At 62.8% G+C, this 17,309-nt stretch carries 30 protein-coding genes; 29 read left to right on the top strand and 1 reads right to left on the bottom strand.

The window, feature by feature from the left end; all coding sequences use genetic code 11:
* The first annotated feature begins 19 nt into the window (after positions 1-19).
* From rpsJ to ACO076_RS16625, 28 genes are all read left to right on the top strand, one after another.
* Positions 20-328, top strand: a complete 309-nt coding sequence (gene rpsJ, locus ACO076_RS16760) for a 30S ribosomal protein S10 (protein ID WP_090875625.1) — start codon at positions 20-22, stop codon at positions 326-328.
* A gap of 13 nt (positions 329-341) precedes the next feature.
* Positions 342-1,127 (top strand): 50S ribosomal protein L3, encoded by a 786-nt coding sequence (gene rplC / locus ACO076_RS16755; protein WP_421723967.1) that lies wholly within the window; start codon positions 342-344, stop codon positions 1,125-1,127.
* On the top strand, positions 1,127-1,747 hold the full coding sequence (gene rplD, locus ACO076_RS16750) for a 50S ribosomal protein L4 (protein WP_421723966.1): 621 nt from the start codon (positions 1,127-1,129) through the stop codon (positions 1,745-1,747). Before rplC ends, rplD begins: the two co-directional genes overlap by 1 nt.
* Positions 1,744-2,034 carry a 50S ribosomal protein L23 gene (locus ACO076_RS16745; RefSeq protein ID WP_421723965.1) on the top strand — a complete coding sequence of 97 codons (291 nt, stop codon included), beginning with the start codon at positions 1,744-1,746 and terminating at the stop codon, positions 2,032-2,034. Before rplD ends, ACO076_RS16745 begins: the two co-directional genes overlap by 4 nt.
* A gap of 10 nt (positions 2,035-2,044) precedes the next feature.
* Complete coding sequence (rplB, locus tag ACO076_RS16740; RefSeq protein ID WP_421723964.1) at positions 2,045-2,884, top strand: 50S ribosomal protein L2; 840 nt, start codon at positions 2,045-2,047, stop codon at positions 2,882-2,884.
* Between the two features lie 4 nt (positions 2,885-2,888).
* Positions 2,889-3,158 (top strand): 30S ribosomal protein S19, encoded by a 270-nt coding sequence (gene rpsS, locus ACO076_RS16735; RefSeq protein ID WP_421723963.1) that lies wholly within the window; start codon positions 2,889-2,891, stop codon positions 3,156-3,158.
* A complete protein-coding gene (gene rplV, locus ACO076_RS16730) occupies positions 3,158-3,538 on the top strand; it encodes a 50S ribosomal protein L22 (protein ID WP_421723962.1) in 381 nt (126 codons plus the stop codon). The genes rpsS and rplV overlap by 1 nt, the downstream gene beginning before the upstream one ends.
* Complete coding sequence (rpsC, locus tag ACO076_RS16725) at positions 3,538-4,239, top strand: 30S ribosomal protein S3 (RefSeq protein WP_421723961.1); 702 nt, start codon at positions 3,538-3,540, stop codon at positions 4,237-4,239. Before rplV ends, rpsC begins: the two co-directional genes overlap by 1 nt.
* 17 nt (positions 4,240-4,256) lie before the next feature.
* Positions 4,257-4,670 (top strand): 50S ribosomal protein L16, encoded by a 414-nt coding sequence (rplP, locus tag ACO076_RS16720; protein ID WP_421723960.1) that lies wholly within the window; start codon positions 4,257-4,259, stop codon positions 4,668-4,670.
* Between the two features lie 15 nt (positions 4,671-4,685).
* Complete coding sequence (rpmC, locus tag ACO076_RS16715; protein WP_421723959.1) at positions 4,686-4,886, top strand: 50S ribosomal protein L29; 201 nt, start codon at positions 4,686-4,688, stop codon at positions 4,884-4,886.
* An 11-nt stretch (positions 4,887-4,897) separates the two neighbouring features.
* A complete protein-coding gene (rpsQ, locus tag ACO076_RS16710; protein ID WP_421723958.1) occupies positions 4,898-5,146 on the top strand; it encodes a 30S ribosomal protein S17 in 249 nt (82 codons plus the stop codon).
* A 25-nt stretch (positions 5,147-5,171) separates the two neighbouring features.
* Positions 5,172-5,540 carry a 50S ribosomal protein L14 gene (gene rplN / locus ACO076_RS16705; RefSeq protein ID WP_421723957.1) on the top strand — a complete coding sequence of 123 codons (369 nt, stop codon included), beginning with the start codon at positions 5,172-5,174 and terminating at the stop codon, positions 5,538-5,540.
* Positions 5,540-5,857, top strand: coding sequence for a 50S ribosomal protein L24 (rplX, locus tag ACO076_RS16700; RefSeq protein WP_421723956.1), 318 nt, complete (start codon positions 5,540-5,542; stop codon positions 5,855-5,857). The genes rplN and rplX overlap by 1 nt, the downstream gene beginning before the upstream one ends.
* A complete protein-coding gene (gene rplE, locus ACO076_RS16695; RefSeq protein WP_421723955.1) occupies positions 5,850-6,407 on the top strand; it encodes a 50S ribosomal protein L5 in 558 nt (185 codons plus the stop codon). Before rplX ends, rplE begins: the two co-directional genes overlap by 8 nt.
* A gap of 10 nt (positions 6,408-6,417) precedes the next feature.
* A complete protein-coding gene (rpsN, locus tag ACO076_RS16690; protein WP_421723954.1) occupies positions 6,418-6,723 on the top strand; it encodes a 30S ribosomal protein S14 in 306 nt (101 codons plus the stop codon).
* Positions 6,724-6,742: 19 nt separating this feature from the next.
* Complete coding sequence (rpsH, locus tag ACO076_RS16685; protein ID WP_421723953.1) at positions 6,743-7,138, top strand: 30S ribosomal protein S8; 396 nt, start codon at positions 6,743-6,745, stop codon at positions 7,136-7,138.
* A gap of 26 nt (positions 7,139-7,164) precedes the next feature.
* On the top strand, positions 7,165-7,698 hold the full coding sequence (gene rplF / locus ACO076_RS16680) for a 50S ribosomal protein L6 (RefSeq protein ID WP_421723952.1): 534 nt from the start codon (positions 7,165-7,167) through the stop codon (positions 7,696-7,698).
* 11 nt (positions 7,699-7,709) lie between these two features.
* Entirely contained in the window at positions 7,710-8,066 is a 357-nt protein-coding gene (gene rplR, locus ACO076_RS16675) for a 50S ribosomal protein L18 (RefSeq protein WP_421723951.1), read from the top strand.
* A gap of 56 nt (positions 8,067-8,122) precedes the next feature.
* Positions 8,123-8,683 (top strand): 30S ribosomal protein S5, encoded by a 561-nt coding sequence (gene rpsE / locus ACO076_RS16670; RefSeq protein ID WP_421723950.1) that lies wholly within the window; start codon positions 8,123-8,125, stop codon positions 8,681-8,683.
* 12 nt (positions 8,684-8,695) lie between these two features.
* Positions 8,696-8,887: a 50S ribosomal protein L30 gene (gene rpmD, locus ACO076_RS16665; protein ID WP_421723949.1), complete on the top strand. Its 192-nt coding sequence runs from the start codon at positions 8,696-8,698 to the stop codon at positions 8,885-8,887.
* Positions 8,888-8,890: 3 nt separating this feature from the next.
* Entirely contained in the window at positions 8,891-9,370 is a 480-nt protein-coding gene (gene rplO / locus ACO076_RS16660) for a 50S ribosomal protein L15 (protein WP_421723948.1), read from the top strand.
* A 15-nt stretch (positions 9,371-9,385) separates the two neighbouring features.
* The gene (gene secY, locus ACO076_RS16655; protein WP_421723947.1) at positions 9,386-10,717 is read left to right on the top strand and encodes a preprotein translocase subunit SecY; all 1,332 of its coding nucleotides are present in this window, start codon (positions 9,386-9,388) and stop codon (positions 10,715-10,717) included.
* Entirely contained in the window at positions 10,714-11,289 is a 576-nt protein-coding gene (locus tag ACO076_RS16650) for an adenylate kinase (RefSeq protein ID WP_421723946.1), read from the top strand. Before secY ends, ACO076_RS16650 begins: the two co-directional genes overlap by 4 nt.
* A 191-nt stretch (positions 11,290-11,480) precedes the next feature.
* Positions 11,481-11,849 (top strand): 30S ribosomal protein S13, encoded by a 369-nt coding sequence (rpsM, locus tag ACO076_RS16645; RefSeq protein WP_421723945.1) that lies wholly within the window; start codon positions 11,481-11,483, stop codon positions 11,847-11,849.
* 100 nt (positions 11,850-11,949) lie between these two features.
* A complete protein-coding gene (gene rpsK / locus ACO076_RS16640; RefSeq protein WP_421723944.1) occupies positions 11,950-12,339 on the top strand; it encodes a 30S ribosomal protein S11 in 390 nt (129 codons plus the stop codon).
* A gap of 97 nt (positions 12,340-12,436) precedes the next feature.
* Positions 12,437-13,453 carry a DNA-directed RNA polymerase subunit alpha gene (locus ACO076_RS16635; protein WP_421723943.1) on the top strand — a complete coding sequence of 339 codons (1,017 nt, stop codon included), beginning with the start codon at positions 12,437-12,439 and terminating at the stop codon, positions 13,451-13,453.
* 29 nt (positions 13,454-13,482) lie between these two features.
* Complete coding sequence (gene rplQ / locus ACO076_RS16630; protein WP_421723942.1) at positions 13,483-13,920, top strand: 50S ribosomal protein L17; 438 nt, start codon at positions 13,483-13,485, stop codon at positions 13,918-13,920.
* Between the two features lie 72 nt (positions 13,921-13,992).
* Complete coding sequence (locus tag ACO076_RS16625; RefSeq protein ID WP_421723941.1) at positions 13,993-14,523, top strand: DUF7486 family protein; 531 nt, start codon at positions 13,993-13,995, stop codon at positions 14,521-14,523.
* A 61-nt stretch (positions 14,524-14,584) separates the two neighbouring features.
* On the opposite strand, the gene ACO076_RS16620 is transcribed toward ACO076_RS16625, so the two are convergent.
* Complete coding sequence (locus tag ACO076_RS16620) at positions 14,585-15,703, bottom strand: serine hydrolase domain-containing protein (RefSeq protein ID WP_421723940.1); 1,119 nt, start codon at positions 15,701-15,703, stop codon at positions 14,585-14,587.
* Between the two features lie 101 nt (positions 15,704-15,804).
* Between ACO076_RS16620 and ACO076_RS16615 the strand changes: the two genes are divergently transcribed.
* Positions 15,805-17,220, top strand: a complete 1,416-nt coding sequence (locus ACO076_RS16615; RefSeq protein WP_421723939.1) for a DegQ family serine endoprotease — start codon at positions 15,805-15,807, stop codon at positions 17,218-17,220.
* Positions 17,221-17,309: the final 89 nt, after the last annotated feature.

Raw genomic sequence — 17,309 nt, 5'->3', positions numbered from 1 at the left:
TTTCTGTCTTAGCAAGATCATGAACGGCCAGAACATCCGCATCCGGCTCAAGGCGTTCGACCATCGTATCCTCGATGCGTCGACCCGCGAGATCGTCAATACCGCCAAGCGGACCGGCGCGCGCGTGCGCGGGCCGGTGCCGCTGCCGACCCGGATCGAGAAGTTCACGGTCAACCGGTCGCCGCATATCGACAAGAAGAGCCGCGAGCAGTTCGAGATGCGGACTCACAAGCGGCTCCTCGACATCGTCGATCCGACCCCGCAGACGGTTGATGCTTTGATGAAGCTCGACCTCGCGGCCGGCGTCGACGTCGAGATCAAGCTCTAAGGGGCGAAACGCGATGCGTTCGGGAGTGATTGCGCAGAAGGTTGGCATGACTCGCGTCTTTACCGACGCGGGCGAGCAAGTGCCGGTGACGGTGCTCAAGCTCGACAATTGCCAAGTGGTTGCGCAGAGAACTGAAGAGAAGAACGGCTACACCGCGCTGCAGCTCGGCGTCGGCCTGCGCAAGGTCAAGAATACGCCGAAGGCGCTTCGCGGCCATTTTGCCAAGGCCTCGGTCGAGCCTAAGCGGAAGATGGTGGAGTTTCGGGTGAGCCCGGAAAACCTGATCGAAATCGGTGCCGAGCTAACCGCCGACCATTTCGTTGCGGGGCAGTTTGTCGACGTCACCGGAACCTCCAAAGGCAAGGGGTTCCAGGGCGTCATGAAGCGCCACAATTTCGGTGGCGGACGGGCGACCCACGGTAACTCGATCAGTCACCGCAGCCATGGTTCGACCGGCCAGCGCCAGGACCCCGGCAAGGTGTTCAAGGGCAAGAAGATGGCCGGTCACATGGGCGACGAGCGGGTCACCACTCAGAACCTGAAGATCGTGCGGACCGATGTCGAGCGGGGTTTGATCCTGGTCGAGGGCGCGGTGCCCGGTGCTAAGGGCGGCTGGATCCTCGTTCGTGACGCCGTGAAGCGGCCGTTGCCGGAAGGCGCGCCGACGCCCGGCGCGTTCCGGACCAATGGCGCACCTGCGGCCGAAGACGTAAAAGCCGACGCTCCGGCGGAGACTTCGGCACCGGAAGCGGCCGAAACGGCCGCGCCCGCTGAAGCCGAGACGAAGGAAGTCGAGTGATGGACGTCAAGGTAACCGCGCTCGACGGCTCGGCCGGTGGCGAGGTGAAGCTGCCGGAGGAGATCTTCGGTCTCGAGCCGCGCGCCGACATTCTGCAGCGCACGGTCCGCTGGCAGCTTGCCAAACGCCAGGCGGGTACGCATCAGACCAAGCGCCGCGGCGAGATCCGCATGACCTCGGCTAAGGCCTATAAGCAGAAGGGCACCGGTCGTGCCCGCCACGGCAACAAGGCGGCACCGCAGTTCCGAGGCGGCGGCAAGGCGTTCGGACCGCTGTCACGCAGCCACGCTTACGATCTGCCGAAGAAGGTGCGCGCTCTGGCTCTGAAACACGCCCTGTCCGACAAGGCTCGCGACGAAAAGATCGTCGTCTTGTCCGAGGCGAGCGTCGCCGAGCCGAAGACCAAGGGCCTCGCGGCGAGCCTCGCCGGGCTCGGTTTGTCGAACGCGCTGATCGTCGATGGGGCTGCCGTCGATGACAACTTCCGCCTCGCGGCGCGCAACATCCCTGAGATCGACGTGCTGCCGATCCAGGGGATCAACGTCTACGACATTATGCGGCGCGACACCCTAGTGCTGACCAAGGCCGCGGTCGAGGCCCTGACGGAGCGTTTCAAATGAACCTCGGCCATTACGATGTCATTCGCAGCCCGGTGATCACCGAGAAGTCGACCGCGGCTTCTGAACACAACAAGCTCGTGTTCATTGTCACCAAGGACGCGACCAAGCCGCAGATCAAGCAGGCGGTCGAGACCCTGTTCAAGGTGAAAGTCAAGACCGTCAACACCCTGATCCGCAAGGGCAAGGCTAAGCGGTTCCGTGGCGTCGCCGGCCGGCAGATCGATACCAAGCGCGCGATCGTGACCCTTGAGGAAGGGCACTCGGTCGACGTCACGACGGGTTTGTGAGGCTTTACCGATGGCACTCAAAACGTTCAAGCCAACGACCCCAGGTCAGCGCCAGCTCGTGCTGGTCGACCGGTCGAACCTCTACAAGGGCAAGCCGGTCAAGGGCCTGGTCGAAGGCAAGTCGTCGAAAGGTGGCCGCAACAACAAGGGCCGCGTCACGGTCCGCTATCGCGGCGGCGGTCACAAGCAGGCGTACCGGCGGGTCGACTTCAAGCGTCGCAAGCTCGATATCCCCGCGACCGTCGAGCGGATCGAATACGATCCGAACCGGACTGCGTTTATCGCGCTCATCCGCTATGCGGACGACGAACTCAGCTATATCCTCGCGCCGCAGCGGCTCGCCGTCGGCGACACGGTGATTGCTTCGCGTCAGGCGGACGTCAAACCCGGCAACGCGATGCCGCTGGTTTCAATGCCGGTCGGCACCATCGTCCACAATGTCGAGATGAAAATCGGTGCCGGCGGCCAGATTGCTCGGTCGGCCGGGACCTACGCCCAGTATGTCGGGCGGGATCAGGGCTACGCGATCCTTCGGCTGAATTCAGGTGAGCAGCGGCTGGTCAACCAGAACTGCTTCGCCACGGTTGGCGCGGTCTCAAACTCTGACCATGGCAACATCAACATCGGCAAGGCTGGACGTAACCGCTGGCTCGGTCGCCGTCCCCATGTCCGCGGTGTCGCCAAGAACCCGATCGATCACCCGCATGGTGGTGGCGAGGGTAAGTCGTCAGGCGGCCGTCATCCGGTGACGCCCTGGGGCGTGCCGACCAAGGGCAAGAAGACGCGCAACAACAAGCGCACCGACAAGTTCATCGCGCGCAGCCGTCACGCGCGCAAAGGCAGGAAGTAGGAAAGTGGCTCGTTCAGTCTGGAAAGGTCCGTTCGTCGACGGCTACCTGTTGCGCAAGGCCGAGAAGGCCCGCCCGGGTGCCGTTATCAAGACCTGGAGCCGTCGGTCGACGATCCTGCCGCAGTTCGTCGGCCTGACCTTCGGCGTTCATAACGGCACCAAGCACATCCCCGTGCTGGTCAGCGAGGATATGGTCGGCCACAAGTTCGGCGAGTTCGCGCCGACGCGGACCTACTACGGCCACGCCGCCGACAAGAAGGCGAGGAGGTCCTGATGGGCAAGCCGAAGCGCGAGCGCGTGCTGGCCGACAACGAGGCCCTGGCCAAGACGCAGCGCATACACATTTCGTCACAGAAGCTGAACCTGGTCGCCAGCTCGATCCGCGGCAAGAAGGTGTCGGCTGCGCTGGCCGATCTGACCTTCAGCCGCAAACGGATCGCGCAGGACGTGAAGAAGACGCTGGAGTCGGCGATCGCCAACGCGGAGAACAATCACCAACTCGATGTTGACTCGCTGGTGGTTGCCGAGGCGCATGTCGGTCCAGCTCTGATGATGAAGCGGTGGACACCGCGCGGTCGCGGTCGCGTCGGCCGAATCCGCAAGCGTTTTTCGAACCTGACGATCGTCGTTCGTGAAGTCGAGGAGCCCGCCTGATGGGACAGAAGGTCAATCCGGTCGGGCTGCGCCTCGGCATCAACCGCACCTGGGACTCGCGCTGGTTCGCGAACAAAGGCGAGTACGGTCAGCTCCTGCACGAGGATATGCAGGTGCGCGACGCCCTGATGAAGGACCTCAAGCAGGCGGCGGTGTCGAAGATCGTCATCGAGCGTCCGCACAGGAAATGCCGGGTCACGATTCACTCTGCGCGACCGGGCATCGTCATCGGCAAGAAGGGCGCAGACATCGAGAAGCTGCGCAAGAAGGTCGCGGCGATGACCGACTCGGAGGTCCACATCAATATCGTCGAGGTCCGCAAGCCGGAAATCGATGCGACGCTGGTGGCCCAGTCGATCGCCCAGCAGCTTGAGCGACGGGTGGCGTTCCGGCGGGCGATGAAGCGGGCGGTTCAGTCGGCAATGCGCCTGGGCGCCGAGGGTATTCGGATCTCCTGCGGCGGCCGCCTCGGCGGTGCAGAAATTGCCCGGATGGAATGGTACCGGGAAGGTCGGGTGCCGCTGCACACGCTACGCGCCGACATCGATTTCGGTACAGCGACCGCCCACACCGCGTACGGCACCTGCGGGGTCAAGGTCTGGATCTTCAAGGGCGAGATCATGGAACACGACCCGATGGCGTCGGAGCGCAAGCAGGTCGAGGGCTCTGAGCCGACCAGCCGCCGTCGCGAGCCGGCCTAGCCCGAAGGACACGTCAGATGCTACAGCCGACTCGCACCAAATACCGCAAGCAGCACAAGGGCCGCATCCACGGCCGTGCCACCTCGGGGACCGATCTGACCTTCGGTTCCTACGGGATCAAGGCGCTCGAGCCGGAGCGCATCACCGCGCGCCAGATCGAGGCTGCGCGGCGGGCGATCACTCGCCATATGAAGCGTGCTGGCCGTATCTGGATTCGCATCTTCCCGGACGTGCCGGTCTCCAAGAAGCCGACCGAAGTCCGGATGGGTAAGGGTAAGGGTTCGCCGGAGCTTTGGGTGTGCCGGGTCAAGCCGGGACGCATCATGTTCGAGGTCGACGGGGTTGCGCCGGAACTGGCGCGCGAGGCCCTGCGTCTGGGCGCCGCCAAGCTGCCGGTGCGCACCCGGTTCGTTCAGCGGATCGCGGACTGACGAGAGGGACAGGCGATGAAGGCGTCGGAAGTACGGCTGTTGACCGAAGACCAGCGGGCTGACGAGCTCGCCAAGCTGAAGAAGGAGCAGTTCAACCTGCGCTTCCAGCGGGCGACCGGACAGCTCGAGAATACCGCCCGGGTTCGGCAGGTTCGCCGCGACATCGCCCGGCTTATGTCCATTAGCGCCGAAACGGCGACGAAGAACGAAGGCTGAAGACCAAGATCATGCCCAAACGCGTCCTCCAAGGCACTGTCGTCAGCGACAAGAACGACAAGACGGTCGTGGTCCGCGTCGAGCGGCGGTTCACGCATCCGCTGCTTAAGAAGACCGTCCGGCGTTCGAAGAAGTATCAGGCCCACGATGCCGACAATGCGCACAAGATCGGCGACGTGGTGATGATCGAAGAGGGCGCACCGATTTCGAAACACAAGCGCTGGGTCGTGCTTTCGGGCGCGGCGACCGACGCGAAGTAAGGGGACGGCCTGCGCCGGTGTTGCAATGATCCAGATGCAAACCAATCTCGACGTAGCGGACAATTCCGGTGCCCGCCGCGTCATGTGCATCAAGGTGCTCGGTGGCTCGAAGCGCAAATATGCTTCGGTCGGCGACATCATCGTCGTGTCGGTGAAGGAAGCTGCGCCGCGCGGCCGCGTGAAGAAAGGCGACGTCATGAAAGCCGTCGTGGTTCGCACGGCAAAGGATATCCGCCGCGGCGACGGAAGTGTCATCCGCTTCGACCGCAATGCCGCGGTGCTCGTCAACAACCAGCAGGAGCCGGTCGGTACGCGTATCTTCGGCCCGGTGCCACGCGAATTGCGGGCTCGCAATCACATGAAGATCATTTCGCTCGCCCCGGAGGTACTCTGATGGCCGCCCGGATCAAGAAAGGCGACAAGGTCGTCGTCCTTGCCGGCAAGGACAAGGGCAAGACCGGCGATGTCGTTCGCGTCCTGCCCGCCGATAATCGCGTCATCGTTCGCGGCATCAATATTTCCCGCCGCCACCAACGGCAGACGCCGAGCCAGCAGGCGGGAATCGTCGCCAAGGAAATGCCGGTCGACCTGTCAAACGTTGCGGTTGCCGATCCGAGTGACGGCAAGCCGACCAAGGTTGGGTTTCGCTTCAACAAGGACGGCGCCAAAGAGCGCTTTTCGCGCCGCACTGGAGAACTGATCGATGGCTGAGGCGCAGTACGAGCCACGGCTCAAGAAACACTATCGGGACACGGTGCGTCCGGGCTTGGTTGAATCCTTCGGCTACAAGAACCCGATGCAGGTGCCACGGGTCGACAAGATCGTCCTCAATATGGGCGTCGGCGAAGCGGTGGCGGATTCCAAGAAGGTTCAGTCGGCGTTGTCCGATCTGGGCATGATTGCCGGGCAGAAGCCGGCGGTCACCCGATCGCGCAAGTCGATCGCGAGCTTCAAGCTGCGCGAGGGCATGCCGATCGGCGGCAAGGTGACACTTCGCAAGAACCGGATGTACGAGTTCCTCGACCGGCTTGTGACCGTGGCACTTCCACGGGTCCGGGACTTCCGGGGACTGAATCCGAAGAGCTTCGACGGCCGCGGCAACTATGCCATGGGCATCAAGGAGCACATCGTCTTTCCCGAGATCAACTACGACCAGGTCGATCAGATCTGGGGGATGGACGTCATCGTTTGCACAACGGCGGAGACGGACGACGAGGCGCGTGCCTTGCTCAAAGCCTTCGAATTTCCGTTCCGCCAATAGGGATAGCCAGATGGCAAAGACCAGCGCGATCGAGAGAAACAAGAAACGGCGCCGCCTGTCGGCCCGCTACGCTGAGAAGCGTGCGGAGCTGAAGAGTATCGCCAAGGACGAAAGCCTGTCGCTCGAGGAGCGGTTCCAGGCGCGCATGAAGCTTGCTGAACTGCCCCGCAATTCTTCGCCGGTGCGGATTCGCAACCGCTGCGAAGTATCCGGCCGCCCGCGCGGCTACTACCGCAAGCTCAAGCTGTCGCGGATTGCGCTCCGTGAACTGGGCGCCCAGGGCAAGATTCCCGGCCTGGTGAAGTCGAGCTGGTAGGACGAGGAGAGCGAACGCGATGACCATTTCCGATCCGCTCGGCGATATGCTGACCCGCATCCGCAATGCGCAGATGCGGAAGAAGACCCAGGTGTCGACCCCGGGCTCGAAGCTGCGCGAGCGTGTTCTCAATGTGCTGCAGAGCGAAGGCTATATCCGCGGCTATTCTAGCCTTGAGCAGGATGGCCGCACCGAACTGCAGATCGAACTGAAATACTACGACGGCCAGCCCGTCATCCGCGAGATCGAGCGGGTATCGCGGCCTGGCCGGCGGGTGTACTCGTCCGTCGGGACGATCCCGCGGGTGGCGAACGGCCTTGGCGTATCGATCCTGTCGACGCCGAAGGGCGTGCTGTCGGATTCCGACGCTCGCGAACAGAACGTCGGTGGCGAGGTACTTTGCCGCGTCTTCTGATGAAGACCGGGTGAGGGAACAAGAAAATGTCGCGTATTGGCAAGAAACCGATCGAAGTTCCGAAGGACGTGACCGCGTCGATCGACGGCCAGACCGTTTCGGTCAAGGGTCCGAAAGGCGAACTCGCTTTCGTTGCGACCGACGATGTCACGTTGGCTATGGACGAGGGCCAGATCACGGTCGCACCGCGCGACGAGACCAAGAAGTCTCGCGCGGCCTGGGGCATGTCGCGCACCATGGTTGCCAACCTGGTGGAAGGCGTTACCAAGGGTTTCGAACGCAAGCTCGAGATTAACGGCGTCGGCTATCGGGCCGCGATCCAGGGCTCCAACCTGCAGCTCAACGTCGGCTACAGCCACGATGTGCTGTTCCCGATCCCGGATGGCATCAAGATCGCGACGCCGAAGCCGACGGAAATCGTCGTATCCGGTATCGACAAGCAGCGCGTCGGCCAGATCGCCGCGGAGATCCGGCAGTTCCGCAAGCCCGAGCCCTACAAGGGCAAGGGAATCAAATACGCGGAGGAGCACATCCACCGCAAGGAAGGCAAGAAGAAGTAGCGAGCGTCGTTATGGCAAAATCCACCACCGAACGCCGCGCCGCCCGTGTCCGTCGCGCCATCCGGGCGCACGCCAAGGGCCGGTCGCGTCTGTCGATTTTCCGGTCGTCGAAGCATATCTATGCCCAGATTATCGACGATCATGAGGGCCGGACGTTGGCTGCCGCCTCGTCGCTGGACAAGGCACTGCGGGAAAAGCTGAAGACGGGCGCCGATACCGAGGCCGCTGGCGAGGTCGGCAAGCTAATCGCTGAGCGGGCCAAGGCGGCGGGCGTTGAGGAGGTCGTGTTCGATCGCGGCCGCTATCTTTATCACGGTCGCGTGAAGGCGTTGGCCGAAGGAGCCCGTGAGGGCGGACTGAGTTTCTGACGGCGGGTTGAACGACCCGACCGGGACAACAATATCGGACCAACGGAACGCGAAGTATGGCAAGAGAGCGCGAACGCAGCCGAGACCGAGACGATCGCGACAGCGAGTTCGTCGACAAGCTCGTGCATATCAACCGGGTCGCTAAGGTCGTCAAAGGCGGGCGGCGCTTTGGCTTTGCGGCGCTAGTCGTCGTCGGCGACCAGAAGGGCCGGGTCGGCTTCGGTCACGGCAAGGCGCGCGAGGTGCCCGAGGCGATCCGCAAGGCGACCGACTCGGCGAAACGGTCGATGTTGCGGGTGCCGCTGCGCGAGGGACGCACGCTTCACCATGATGTGACCGGCCGTCACGGCGCCGGCAAGGTGGTGTGCCGCGCGGCACCGCCCGGCACCGGGATCATTGCCGGTGGCCCGATGCGCGCCGTGTTCGAGACACTCGGCGTTCAGGACGTCGTCGCCAAGTCGTTCGGATCGTCCAATCCGTACAACATGGTCAGGGCGACATTCGAGGCGTTGAAAAAGGAAGACAGTCCGCGGAGCGTTGCCGCCCGGCGCGGCATGAAGGTGTCGACGCTGCAGGCGCGGCGTCGTGATGTCGACCCGGAAACGGTCGAGGCCTAGGGGAAACAGGTCATGGCCGAGAAAACCGTCACCGTCGAACAGATCGGTAGCCCGATCCGCCGCCCGAAGGAACAACGGGCGACACTGGTCGGACTGGGCTTGAACAAGATGCATCGGCGCCGCACATTGCCGGATACGCCGGCGGTCCGTGGCATGATCGCTAAGGTCAGCCACCTTGTGCGCGTCGTAGAGGAAGGGCGCTGAGCGATGAAACTCAACGACATCGCCGATAACTACGGGGCTACCAAGAGCCGCGTCCGAGTCGGGCGCGGCATCGGTTCCGGCAAGGGCAAGACCGCCGGTCGCGGCGTCAAGGGACAGAAATCGCGCTCAGGTGTAGCCATCAAGGGCTTTGAAGGCGGGCAGATGCCACTTCATCGCCGCCTGCCCAAGCGCGGCTTCACAAACATCTTCTCCAAGAACTTCAATGAGGTCGGCCTCGGCCGCATTCAGCAGGCGATTGACGCCGGTAAGCTGGACGCGGGACAGCCGGTCACCGTCGAGGTTCTGAAGACCGCAGGCGTCGTACGCCGTGAGCGTGATGGCGTGCGGTTGCTCGCCAACGGTGAGCTCAAGGCGTCAGTGACTTTTGAGATCGCCGGGGCGTCGAAGGCCGCGGTTGCGGCAGTCGAGAAAGCGGGCGGCTCGGTGAAGATCCTCGGGGCGGAGGCCAACGCGGCCGAATAGGCCGGAGGAGTTTCGATGGCGTCAGCAGCAGAACAACTCGCAGCCAATCTGAATTTCGGCGCGTTCGCCAAGGCGGAAGCGCTGAAAAAGAGGATTTGGTTCACCCTTGGCGCGCTGCTGATCTATCGCCTCGGTACCTACATTCCACTGCCGGGCATCAACCCGGAGGCGCTTGCTCAGGCGTTCGACGCAAACGCCAGCGGTCTGATCGGAATGTTCAACATGTTCGCCGGTGGTGCGGTCGGCCGGATGGCCATCTTCGCCCTCGGCATCATGCCGTATATCTCCGCGTCGATTATCATCCAACTGCTGACGTCGGTCGTGCCGACGCTCGAGCAGCTCAAGAAGGAAGGCGAGCAGGGCCGGAAGGTCATCAACCAGTACACCCGCTACGGGACGGTCCTGCTTGCGGTGCTCCAGTCCTACGGCATCGCCGTGGGTCTCGAAGGTGGGGCCAATATCGTCATCGATCCAGGCGTCTTCTTCCGGTTCACCACAGTCGTCACACTGACGGGTGGCACAATCTTCCTGATGTGGCTCGGCGAGCAGATCACCAGCCGGGGCATCGGTAACGGAATTTCGCTGATCATTTTCGCCGGCATTATTGCAGAGCTGCCATCGGCCCTGGTCGGAACCCTCCAACTCGGTCGGGAAGGGGCGCTGTCAACCGCGCTGATCCTGTTCGTGGCGGTGATGGTCATCGTCGTGATCGCCTTCATCGTGTTCGTCGAGCGGGCCCAGCGCCGGTTGCTGATCCAGTACCCCAAGCGGCAAGTTGGCAACCGCATGTTCCAGGGTGATTCCTCGCACCTGCCGCTGAAGCTGAACACGGCCGGCGTGATCCCGCCGATCTTCGCGTCGTCGCTGCTGCTGCTGCCGGTGACGCTCGCCAACTTCTCGGGCACCGGTGGGCCTTCATGGATGAACACGGTGACCGCGATGCTCGGTCACGGCCAGCCGCTCTACATGTTGTTCTACGCCGGGCTGATCGCGTTCTTCGCATTCTTCTACACTGCGATCGTGTTCAATCCCGGCGACACAGCCGACAACCTTAAAAAGCACGGCGGATTCATCCCAGGCATCCGCCCTGGCGCCAAGACGGCGGAGTACATCGACTTCGTGCTGACCCGCATCACCGTGGTTGGAGCGATCTATCTGGTGATCGTCTGTCTGCTTCCGGAGTTCCTGATCAGCTACACGGCCGTGCCGTTCTACTTCGGCGGAACGTCGTTGCTCATCGTGGTGAGCGTGACAATGGACACGGTTGCGCAGGTCCAGGGACATCTGCTGGCGCATCAGTACGAGGGTCTCGTGAAGAAGGCGAAGTTGCGAGGGCGAACGCGATGAAGCTGATCCTGCTCGGCCCGCCGGGGGCGGGGAAGGGCACGCAGGCCCAGCGGCTGGTTGACAAGTATGGGATCCCCCAGCTGTCGACCGGCGACATGCTGCGCGCCGCTGCCGCAGCCGGGACCGACATCGGCCTGCGGGCCAAGGCGATCATGGATCGCGGCGAGTTGGTGCCTGACGACATCATGGTCGAAATCATTGCGGAGCGCATCGACCAGCCGGACACCGCCAGAGGCTTCATTCTCGACGGCTTTCCGCGGACCGTGGCGCAGGCTGAGGCTCTCGACAAACTACTGGAGAGTCGTGGCATAAGCCTGGACGCTGTCGTCGAAATTGCCGTTGACGAGCAAGAGCTGATCAAGCGGATTGCCACGCGTGCCAAGGAGATGGGCGGCAGCCGCGGCGACGATGACGCGACCGCCAAGCGGCTTGAGGTCTATCGCAAGCAAACCGCGCCGGTCTCCGAGCACTATGGCGCCAAGGGCATGCTGAGGCGCGTCAACGGAATGGGGACAATGGACGAGGTGACGGCGCTGATCGACGCCCACCTTCGCCCCTTGGTGGAGGCTTGAGAACACCCGGCGGACGTTGACGAAACGCCGCCGAATAGCTATTTACCGGCACGAATTCTGTATAGCAGCAGACAAACGGCGTCGGTGGACCAGAAATTGGTGAGCCGGCCCGTTTTTCGCGTGGACCGATTACCCAACGGAAGAGTTAAGAGCGGCGGCCCGGTGCGGTCGTCGACGGAAGGAGAAGCGGCGTGGCCCGTATCGCAGGGATCAACATACCGACCAACAAGCGCGTTGTGATTGCGCTTCAGTACATTCACGGGATCGGTCCGACGAAAGCCAAGGAAGTCGTCGATAAGGTCAGCATCCCCGAAAGCCGCCGGGTCAATGAACTGACCGACGCCGAGGTGATGCAAATCCGCGAGACCATCGACCGCGAATACATGGTCGAAGGCGATCTGCGCCGCGAAGTGGCGATGAACATCAAGCGGCTGATGGACCTCGGTTGTTACCGGGGTCTGCGGCATCGGCGCGGTTTACCGGTGCGCGGTCAGCGGACACACACCAACGCGCGGACCCGCAAGGGGCCGGCGAAGCCGATTGCCGGCAAGAAGAAGTGAATCCCGGCGCTGCCTGATGCAGCGTCCTTGTGAACCCGACGCCGGTGGCAAACCGGCGATTTGATGCCCGCTATCTGCGGGACCGAACGAAGGACAAGAAATGGCGAAGGATGCAACACGTGTGCGCCGCCGCGAACGGAAGAACATCACCTCCGGGGTCGCGCATGTGAATTCCAGCTTCAACAATACGATGATCACGATTACCGATGCGCAGGGTAATGCCATCTCGTGGTCGTCGGCCGGACTGATGGGTTTCAAAGGGTCGCGGAAATCGACTCCTTACGCGGCACAGATGGCCGCTGAGGATGCAGGACGCAAGGCGGCCGAGCACGGCGTGAAGACGCTTGAGGTCGAAGTATCCGGACCCGGTTCTGGGCGCGAGTCGGCGCTTCGCGCGCTGCAGTCGGCCGGATTCACCATCACGTCGATCCGCGACGTGACGCCGATAGCCCACAACGGCTGCCGGCCCCGGAAGCGCCGTCGCGTTTAGGCCACCGGACTACGAACGTACACGCTCGGCTCGGCCCGCCCCACCGGCCGAGGCGCCGCCTTCCTCCCGGGCGGCCCAAGAAGAAAGGACGAGGCTCATGATCCAGAAGAACTGGCAAGAGTTGATCAAGCCGAACAAGCTCGACATCAACCCGGGCGCCGACGCGCAGCGCTTTGCTACGGTCGTAGCTGAGCCGCTGGAGCGCGGTTTCGGCCTGACGCTTGGCAACGCACTTCGCCGTGTCCTCCTGTCGTCGCTTCAGGGCGCCGCGGTCAAGGCCGTTCAAATCGACGGAGTGCTCCATGAATTCTCGTCGATCGCCGGTGTGCGCGAGGACGTCACCGACGTCGTTCTGAACATCAAGGAAATCGCCTTGAAGATGCAAGGCGAGGGACCGAAGCGGATGGTCGTGCGTAAGCAAGGCCCGGGGGTAGTCACCGCCGGCGACATCCAGACGGTTTCGGATATCGAGATCCTCAATCCGGAGCACGCGCTGTGCACCCTCGACGAGGGCGTCGAGATCCGGATGGAGTTCACGGTCGATACCGGCAAGGGATACGTCACCGCCGACCGCAACCGCCCCGAGGACGCGCCGATCGGGCTGATCCCGGTCGACAGCCTCTACTCGCCCGTCAAGAAGGTCTCCTACCGGGTCGAGAATACCCGTGAAGGGCAGGTGCTTGATTATGACAAGCTGACCTTAACGGTCGAGACCGATGGGTCGATCCGGGCCGACGACGCGGTCGCCTACGCAGCCCGCATTCTCCAGGACCAGTTATCCATTTTCGTCAACTTCGAGGAGCCGGAGAAGGAGGTCCAGGAAGTCGCCATTCCGGAGCTTGCCTTCAACCCGGCGCTGCTCAAGAAGGTGGACGAGTTGGAGCTTTCGGTGCGGTCGGCGAACTGCCTGAAGAACGACAACATCGTCTATATTGGCGACCTGATCCAGAAGACCGAAGCGGAGATGCTACGGACCCCGAACTTTGGGCGGAAGTCGCTGAACGAGATCAAGGAAGTGCTCGCTCAGATGGGGCTGCATCTCGGCATGGAAGTCACCAATTGGCCGCCGGAGAATATCGACGAACTGGCCAAGCGTTACGAAGACCACTATTGACGACGCGACACGTCGTTTAGGAGAGGGCCATGCGCCATCGTAAATCGGGCCGGAAACTGAGCCGGACTTCGAGCCACCGCAAGGCAATGTTCGCCAACATGGCGGCGTCGCTGATCAAGCACGAGCAGATCGTTACAACCCTGCCGAAAGCCAAGGACCTCCGGCCGGTGGTGGAGAAACTGGTTACGTTGGCGAAGCGTGGCGATCTCCATGCCCGGCGCCAGGCAATCGCTCAACTCCGCGATCTTGGTTCGGTGAAGAAGCTCTTTGAAACGCTGGGTCCGCGTTACAAGGAGCGCAACGGCGGCTACACCCGTGTTCTGAAGGCAGGGTTCCGGTACGGCGACAACGCGCCGGTCGCGGTGATCGAGTTCGTCGATCGCGATACGGAAGCCAAGGGCGCTGACGACCGCGCTCGGCACGAAGCCAGCCAGGAGGCAACTCCAGAAGTCGAAGCCGCAGCCTGACCACGCCGCTCAGTTGAACCTGAGAAAATCATGGCCTAAGCCGTCACCCGTGTGTTCGACGGGAGACGGTCAATGACCCTGAAGTCGTTCGTGTTTGCCGCAGCGTTGGTGTTGGCATCGGTTGCCGCGGCGGACGAGGTCTGGCACGTCAAGGCTTACGACCACGCTGGCGAGACTCTGTTGTCGATCTGGGCTATCGACGCGGACGGTAACCAATTTCCGATCAAGGCACTCGCTCCGGATGACGGTGACCTGAGCATTCTTCGCATCAAGGCGGTGATCGATGGAGACGAGATCCCGGTAAAGGTCATCGCGGCGGACGGGGGACGCCGTGCGGTCAAGGCGATCGCCGTCGACGGCACATTGCTTGACGTCCAGGCCATCGCGAGCGACGGAACGCTCATCGACATCAAGGCGCTCGATCAACAGGGCGAAGTCCTGGACATCAAGGCGTTCGACACGGATGACGTACGCTACCCCGTAAAGGCCTACGGCTCTGACGGGCACGCCTATCAGGTGAAGGGGCTGAGAACCGACGAGACCGCCGACGCGGTCCACGGTGTCGCGATCCATGCCGACGTCAAGGCGCTGCCGCCACGATAGCCGCGTTGTCGCCTATCTTTCCTTGTTGCGCTTTGCTAGCTCCCAACGCGAAGGTTCTGTGTCATCCGTAGACGGCCGAAGCGATGTCGTCCGGAAACTGCCCCATACAGCCCTCGACTGCGGTATTGGTCAAGCTGACGACGGACAGACCGGCGGTGCGATCGATAAACCAGCTATGGCCGTAGAGGCCGCCCCATCGCGCCGTTCCGGGTGTATAGGGTGCATTGGCTCGGTCCGGATCGGTGGCAATCGCTGACAGGTAGCCGAACCCTTCACCGGGTGCTTCTTCGTCCCTGAACATGCCAACGTGGTTCTGGAGGGCGGTATCGACCGTCTCGGTCTTGAGGATTGGTGCGCCGCCGGTTCGGATGGCTTCGAGGAAGCGCAGGAAGTCACCAGCGGTGCCGACCATGCCCGCGCCACCGGACTGGAAGGAATCCGGACGGAATGCGCGGGATGGCGAGAACACACGGCCTTCTCCCAGTCCTTCGGTGATGGTGTGGGGGTCGGCCATCAATACCGGCCCGCCGGGGGCATCGGCGTAAGGCGCCGCAAGCCGGGCCTTGTCGGTGATGAAGAAACCGGTGTCGGGCATCGACAACGGACCGGTCATCAGTCCGGCAACTGCGTCGCCCAACGATCCGTTGGTTGCCTTGGCGATCATTGCGCCCAGCACATCGATCGCGACTGAGTAGCGCCAGGCCGACCCCGGCTCGAAATAAAGGGGTACCGACACGATACGGCGCAGTTCCTCCTCCATGCTGAGGCCGGGCTGATCGATACCGTTCGACACATTGGCGTCGCGGTAGGGATCGCCAGGATCGTCACTCGCATAACCAAGACCGGCGGTGTGGGTGAGAAGCTGTTGGATGGTGATGTCCGGGGTGAAGCCATCGAGAAGCCTTGGCTGGAAGTCTGGCAGCCAGTCGGTGGCGCGCTGGTCAAGGGTGAACGTGCCGCGATCAATCAAGGCGAGCGCCGTTGCGGCGACCATCGGTTTCGTGAGCGATGCCAGCCGGAAAATCGCATCGGTTTCCATGGCGCGGCCGGCCTCGCGGTCCGCCATGCCGGCTGCGCGTGCGTAGGTGGTCGCGCCGTTCTGCGCCACCAGTGTGACTGTCCCGACGATTCGGTTTCCGGCGATCGCTTCGTCGATCACACGATCCAGTCGCTGTTCCATTACTGTCATGGTCTCCCCGTGCTACCGCCCTTTGCCTTGTGGCTGCCGAATTAATGTAGAATCCGACTTCGTCAGTATCGTTTGGTGGAGTGGACTGAGCAATGCATCGACTGATCCGTCATGGGGCGGCGGTATTGGTAGTGGGCGTGCTAACGGCCGGGGTCTCCTGGGGCACGCTGGCGCAGGAGCGGCAGGTTCCGGACAGCGCCGCGGAGATCAAGCTTTCGTTCGCCCCGATCGTCAAGCGAGTCGCGCCCGCCGTGGTCAACGTTCACGCGTCACGGATGGTTCGCCGCTCTCCGTTCTTCGAAGATCCATTCTTTCGTCACTTCTTCGGCGATCACGGGTTCGGCGCGCCCGAGCGGCGCGAACAGCGGTCGCTTGGCTCCGGGGTGATCATCGATCCGCAAGGCATCATCGTCACCAATCATCACGTCATCGAGAACGCCAGCGAGATCAAGGTCACACTGGCGGACCGGCGCGAATTCGACTGCGAGGTGATTCTCCAGGACGAGCGGACCGATCTCGCGGTCCTCAGAATCAAGGACACTAACGGCTCGACACTGCCATACTTGAAATTCGCCGACTCGGACGGCGTGGAAGTCGGCGATCTGGTGTTGGCCATCGGCGATCCCTTCGGTGTCGGACAGACGGTGACCAGTGGGATCGTGTCGGCGTTGGCGCGCACCGAAGTCGGGATTTCCGATTATCAGTTCTTCATCCAGACCGATGCGGCGATCAATCCCGGCAACTCTGGCGGCGCGTTGATCGACATGGACGGCCGGCTGGTCGGCATCAACACCGCTATCTTCTCGCGGTCGGGCGGCAGCAACGGCATCGGTTTTGCGATTCCCTCGAATATGGTTCAGGTCGTGGCTCGATCGGCGGAAAGCGGCGGGTTCGTTCGCCTTCCGTGGGTCGGTGTCCGCTTTCAGGACGTGACTCCCGATATTGCCGAAGGGCTGGGCCTCGATCGGCCGCGCGGGGCGCTGGTGGTTAACGTTCTTGACGACAGCCCTGGCGCTCGCGCCGGGTTGGCGACGGGGGATTTGATCACGACGATTGATGATGTCGCGATCGACGACCCGTCGTCCCTGAACTACCGGCTCGCCACCAAGGGAATCGGCGGTGCGGCCCGAATAGGCGTGATCCGCGCCGGCAGGAACTATGTAGCGACGCTTCAGCTGGCGGCGGCGCCGGAAACGACGCCGAGAGATGAAGTAGAGATCGCTGGGGTTTCGCCGCTGACCGGAGCGCGGGTCTTCAATCTTTCGCCGGCGGTGGCGGAGGAACTGGCCTATAGCGGCAATCCGGACGGCGTCATCATCCACCGGATCGTTGCCGGCACCGCGGCCGAGCGCGCCGGTCTGGCCCGTGGCGATGTGGTGCTCGAGGTGAACGGCATCCGCATCGATACGACGCGGACCCTGGAAAGGGTCTGTTCGGAACGCCTGCGGTTCTGGCATGTCGCCATCGAGCGCGACGGTCAGGTTATTCGGACTCAGTTTCGTTCGTAGTCGGAAGCGACTGCCGGCCAGAGACATTGGTGGGTATCTGACGGTTGTGTAAGCTCGGCACGTTGAACAGGTGCCAAAAGACGAGGGCA

The organism is Bauldia sp. (assembly GCF_965232525.1).
In the GTDB taxonomy this organism is placed as follows: Bacteria; Pseudomonadota; Alphaproteobacteria; order Rhizobiales; family Kaistiaceae; genus Bauldia.
The sequence above is the reverse complement of the archived record's forward strand: the minus strand, read 5'-3'. Positions and strand labels throughout refer to the sequence as shown.

Excerpts from the sequence above, each read along its gene's own strand:
- secY (WP_421723947.1), top strand. The coding sequence starts at position 9,386 with ATGGCGTCAGCAGCAGAACAACTCGCAGCCAATCTGAATTTCGGCGCG.
- rpsJ (WP_090875625.1), top strand. The coding sequence starts at position 20 with ATGAACGGCCAGAACATCCGCATCCGGCTCAAGGCGTTCGACCATCGT.
- rplD (WP_421723966.1), top strand. The coding sequence starts at position 1,127 with ATGGACGTCAAGGTAACCGCGCTCGACGGCTCGGCCGGTGGCGAGGTG.
- rplR (WP_421723951.1), top strand. The coding sequence starts at position 7,710 with ATGGCAAAATCCACCACCGAACGCCGCGCCGCCCGTGTCCGTCGCGCC.
- ACO076_RS16615 (WP_421723939.1), top strand. The coding sequence starts at position 15,805 with ATGCATCGACTGATCCGTCATGGGGCGGCGGTATTGGTAGTGGGCGTG.
- ACO076_RS16635 (WP_421723943.1), top strand. The coding sequence starts at position 12,437 with ATGATCCAGAAGAACTGGCAAGAGTTGATCAAGCCGAACAAGCTCGAC.
- rplO (WP_421723948.1), top strand. The coding sequence starts at position 8,891 with ATGAAACTCAACGACATCGCCGATAACTACGGGGCTACCAAGAGCCGC.
- rpsC (WP_421723961.1), top strand. The coding sequence starts at position 3,538 with ATGGGACAGAAGGTCAATCCGGTCGGGCTGCGCCTCGGCATCAACCGC.
- rpsN (WP_421723954.1), top strand. The coding sequence starts at position 6,418 with ATGGCAAAGACCAGCGCGATCGAGAGAAACAAGAAACGGCGCCGCCTG.
- rpsK (WP_421723944.1), top strand. The coding sequence starts at position 11,950 with ATGGCGAAGGATGCAACACGTGTGCGCCGCCGCGAACGGAAGAACATC.
- ACO076_RS16745 (WP_421723965.1), top strand. The coding sequence starts at position 1,744 with ATGAACCTCGGCCATTACGATGTCATTCGCAGCCCGGTGATCACCGAG.
- rplV (WP_421723962.1), top strand. The coding sequence starts at position 3,158 with ATGGGCAAGCCGAAGCGCGAGCGCGTGCTGGCCGACAACGAGGCCCTG.
- ACO076_RS16620 (WP_421723940.1), bottom strand. The coding sequence starts at position 15,703 with ATGGAACAGCGACTGGATCGTGTGATCGACGAAGCGATCGCCGGAAAC.
- rplN (WP_421723957.1), top strand. The coding sequence starts at position 5,172 with ATGATCCAGATGCAAACCAATCTCGACGTAGCGGACAATTCCGGTGCC.
- rpmC (WP_421723959.1), top strand. The coding sequence starts at position 4,686 with ATGAAGGCGTCGGAAGTACGGCTGTTGACCGAAGACCAGCGGGCTGAC.
- rplE (WP_421723955.1), top strand. The coding sequence starts at position 5,850 with ATGGCTGAGGCGCAGTACGAGCCACGGCTCAAGAAACACTATCGGGAC.
- rplC (WP_421723967.1), top strand. The coding sequence starts at position 342 with ATGCGTTCGGGAGTGATTGCGCAGAAGGTTGGCATGACTCGCGTCTTT.
- rplB (WP_421723964.1), top strand. The coding sequence starts at position 2,045 with ATGGCACTCAAAACGTTCAAGCCAACGACCCCAGGTCAGCGCCAGCTC.
- ACO076_RS16625 (WP_421723941.1), top strand. The coding sequence starts at position 13,993 with ATGACCCTGAAGTCGTTCGTGTTTGCCGCAGCGTTGGTGTTGGCATCG.
- rplF (WP_421723952.1), top strand. The coding sequence starts at position 7,165 with ATGTCGCGTATTGGCAAGAAACCGATCGAAGTTCCGAAGGACGTGACC.
- rpsQ (WP_421723958.1), top strand. The coding sequence starts at position 4,898 with ATGCCCAAACGCGTCCTCCAAGGCACTGTCGTCAGCGACAAGAACGAC.
- ACO076_RS16650 (WP_421723946.1), top strand. The coding sequence starts at position 10,714 with ATGAAGCTGATCCTGCTCGGCCCGCCGGGGGCGGGGAAGGGCACGCAG.
- rplP (WP_421723960.1), top strand. The coding sequence starts at position 4,257 with ATGCTACAGCCGACTCGCACCAAATACCGCAAGCAGCACAAGGGCCGC.
- rpsE (WP_421723950.1), top strand. The coding sequence starts at position 8,123 with ATGGCAAGAGAGCGCGAACGCAGCCGAGACCGAGACGATCGCGACAGC.
- rplX (WP_421723956.1), top strand. The coding sequence starts at position 5,540 with ATGGCCGCCCGGATCAAGAAAGGCGACAAGGTCGTCGTCCTTGCCGGC.
- rpsH (WP_421723953.1), top strand. The coding sequence starts at position 6,743 with ATGACCATTTCCGATCCGCTCGGCGATATGCTGACCCGCATCCGCAAT.
- rpmD (WP_421723949.1), top strand. The coding sequence starts at position 8,696 with ATGGCCGAGAAAACCGTCACCGTCGAACAGATCGGTAGCCCGATCCGC.
- rplQ (WP_421723942.1), top strand. The coding sequence starts at position 13,483 with ATGCGCCATCGTAAATCGGGCCGGAAACTGAGCCGGACTTCGAGCCAC.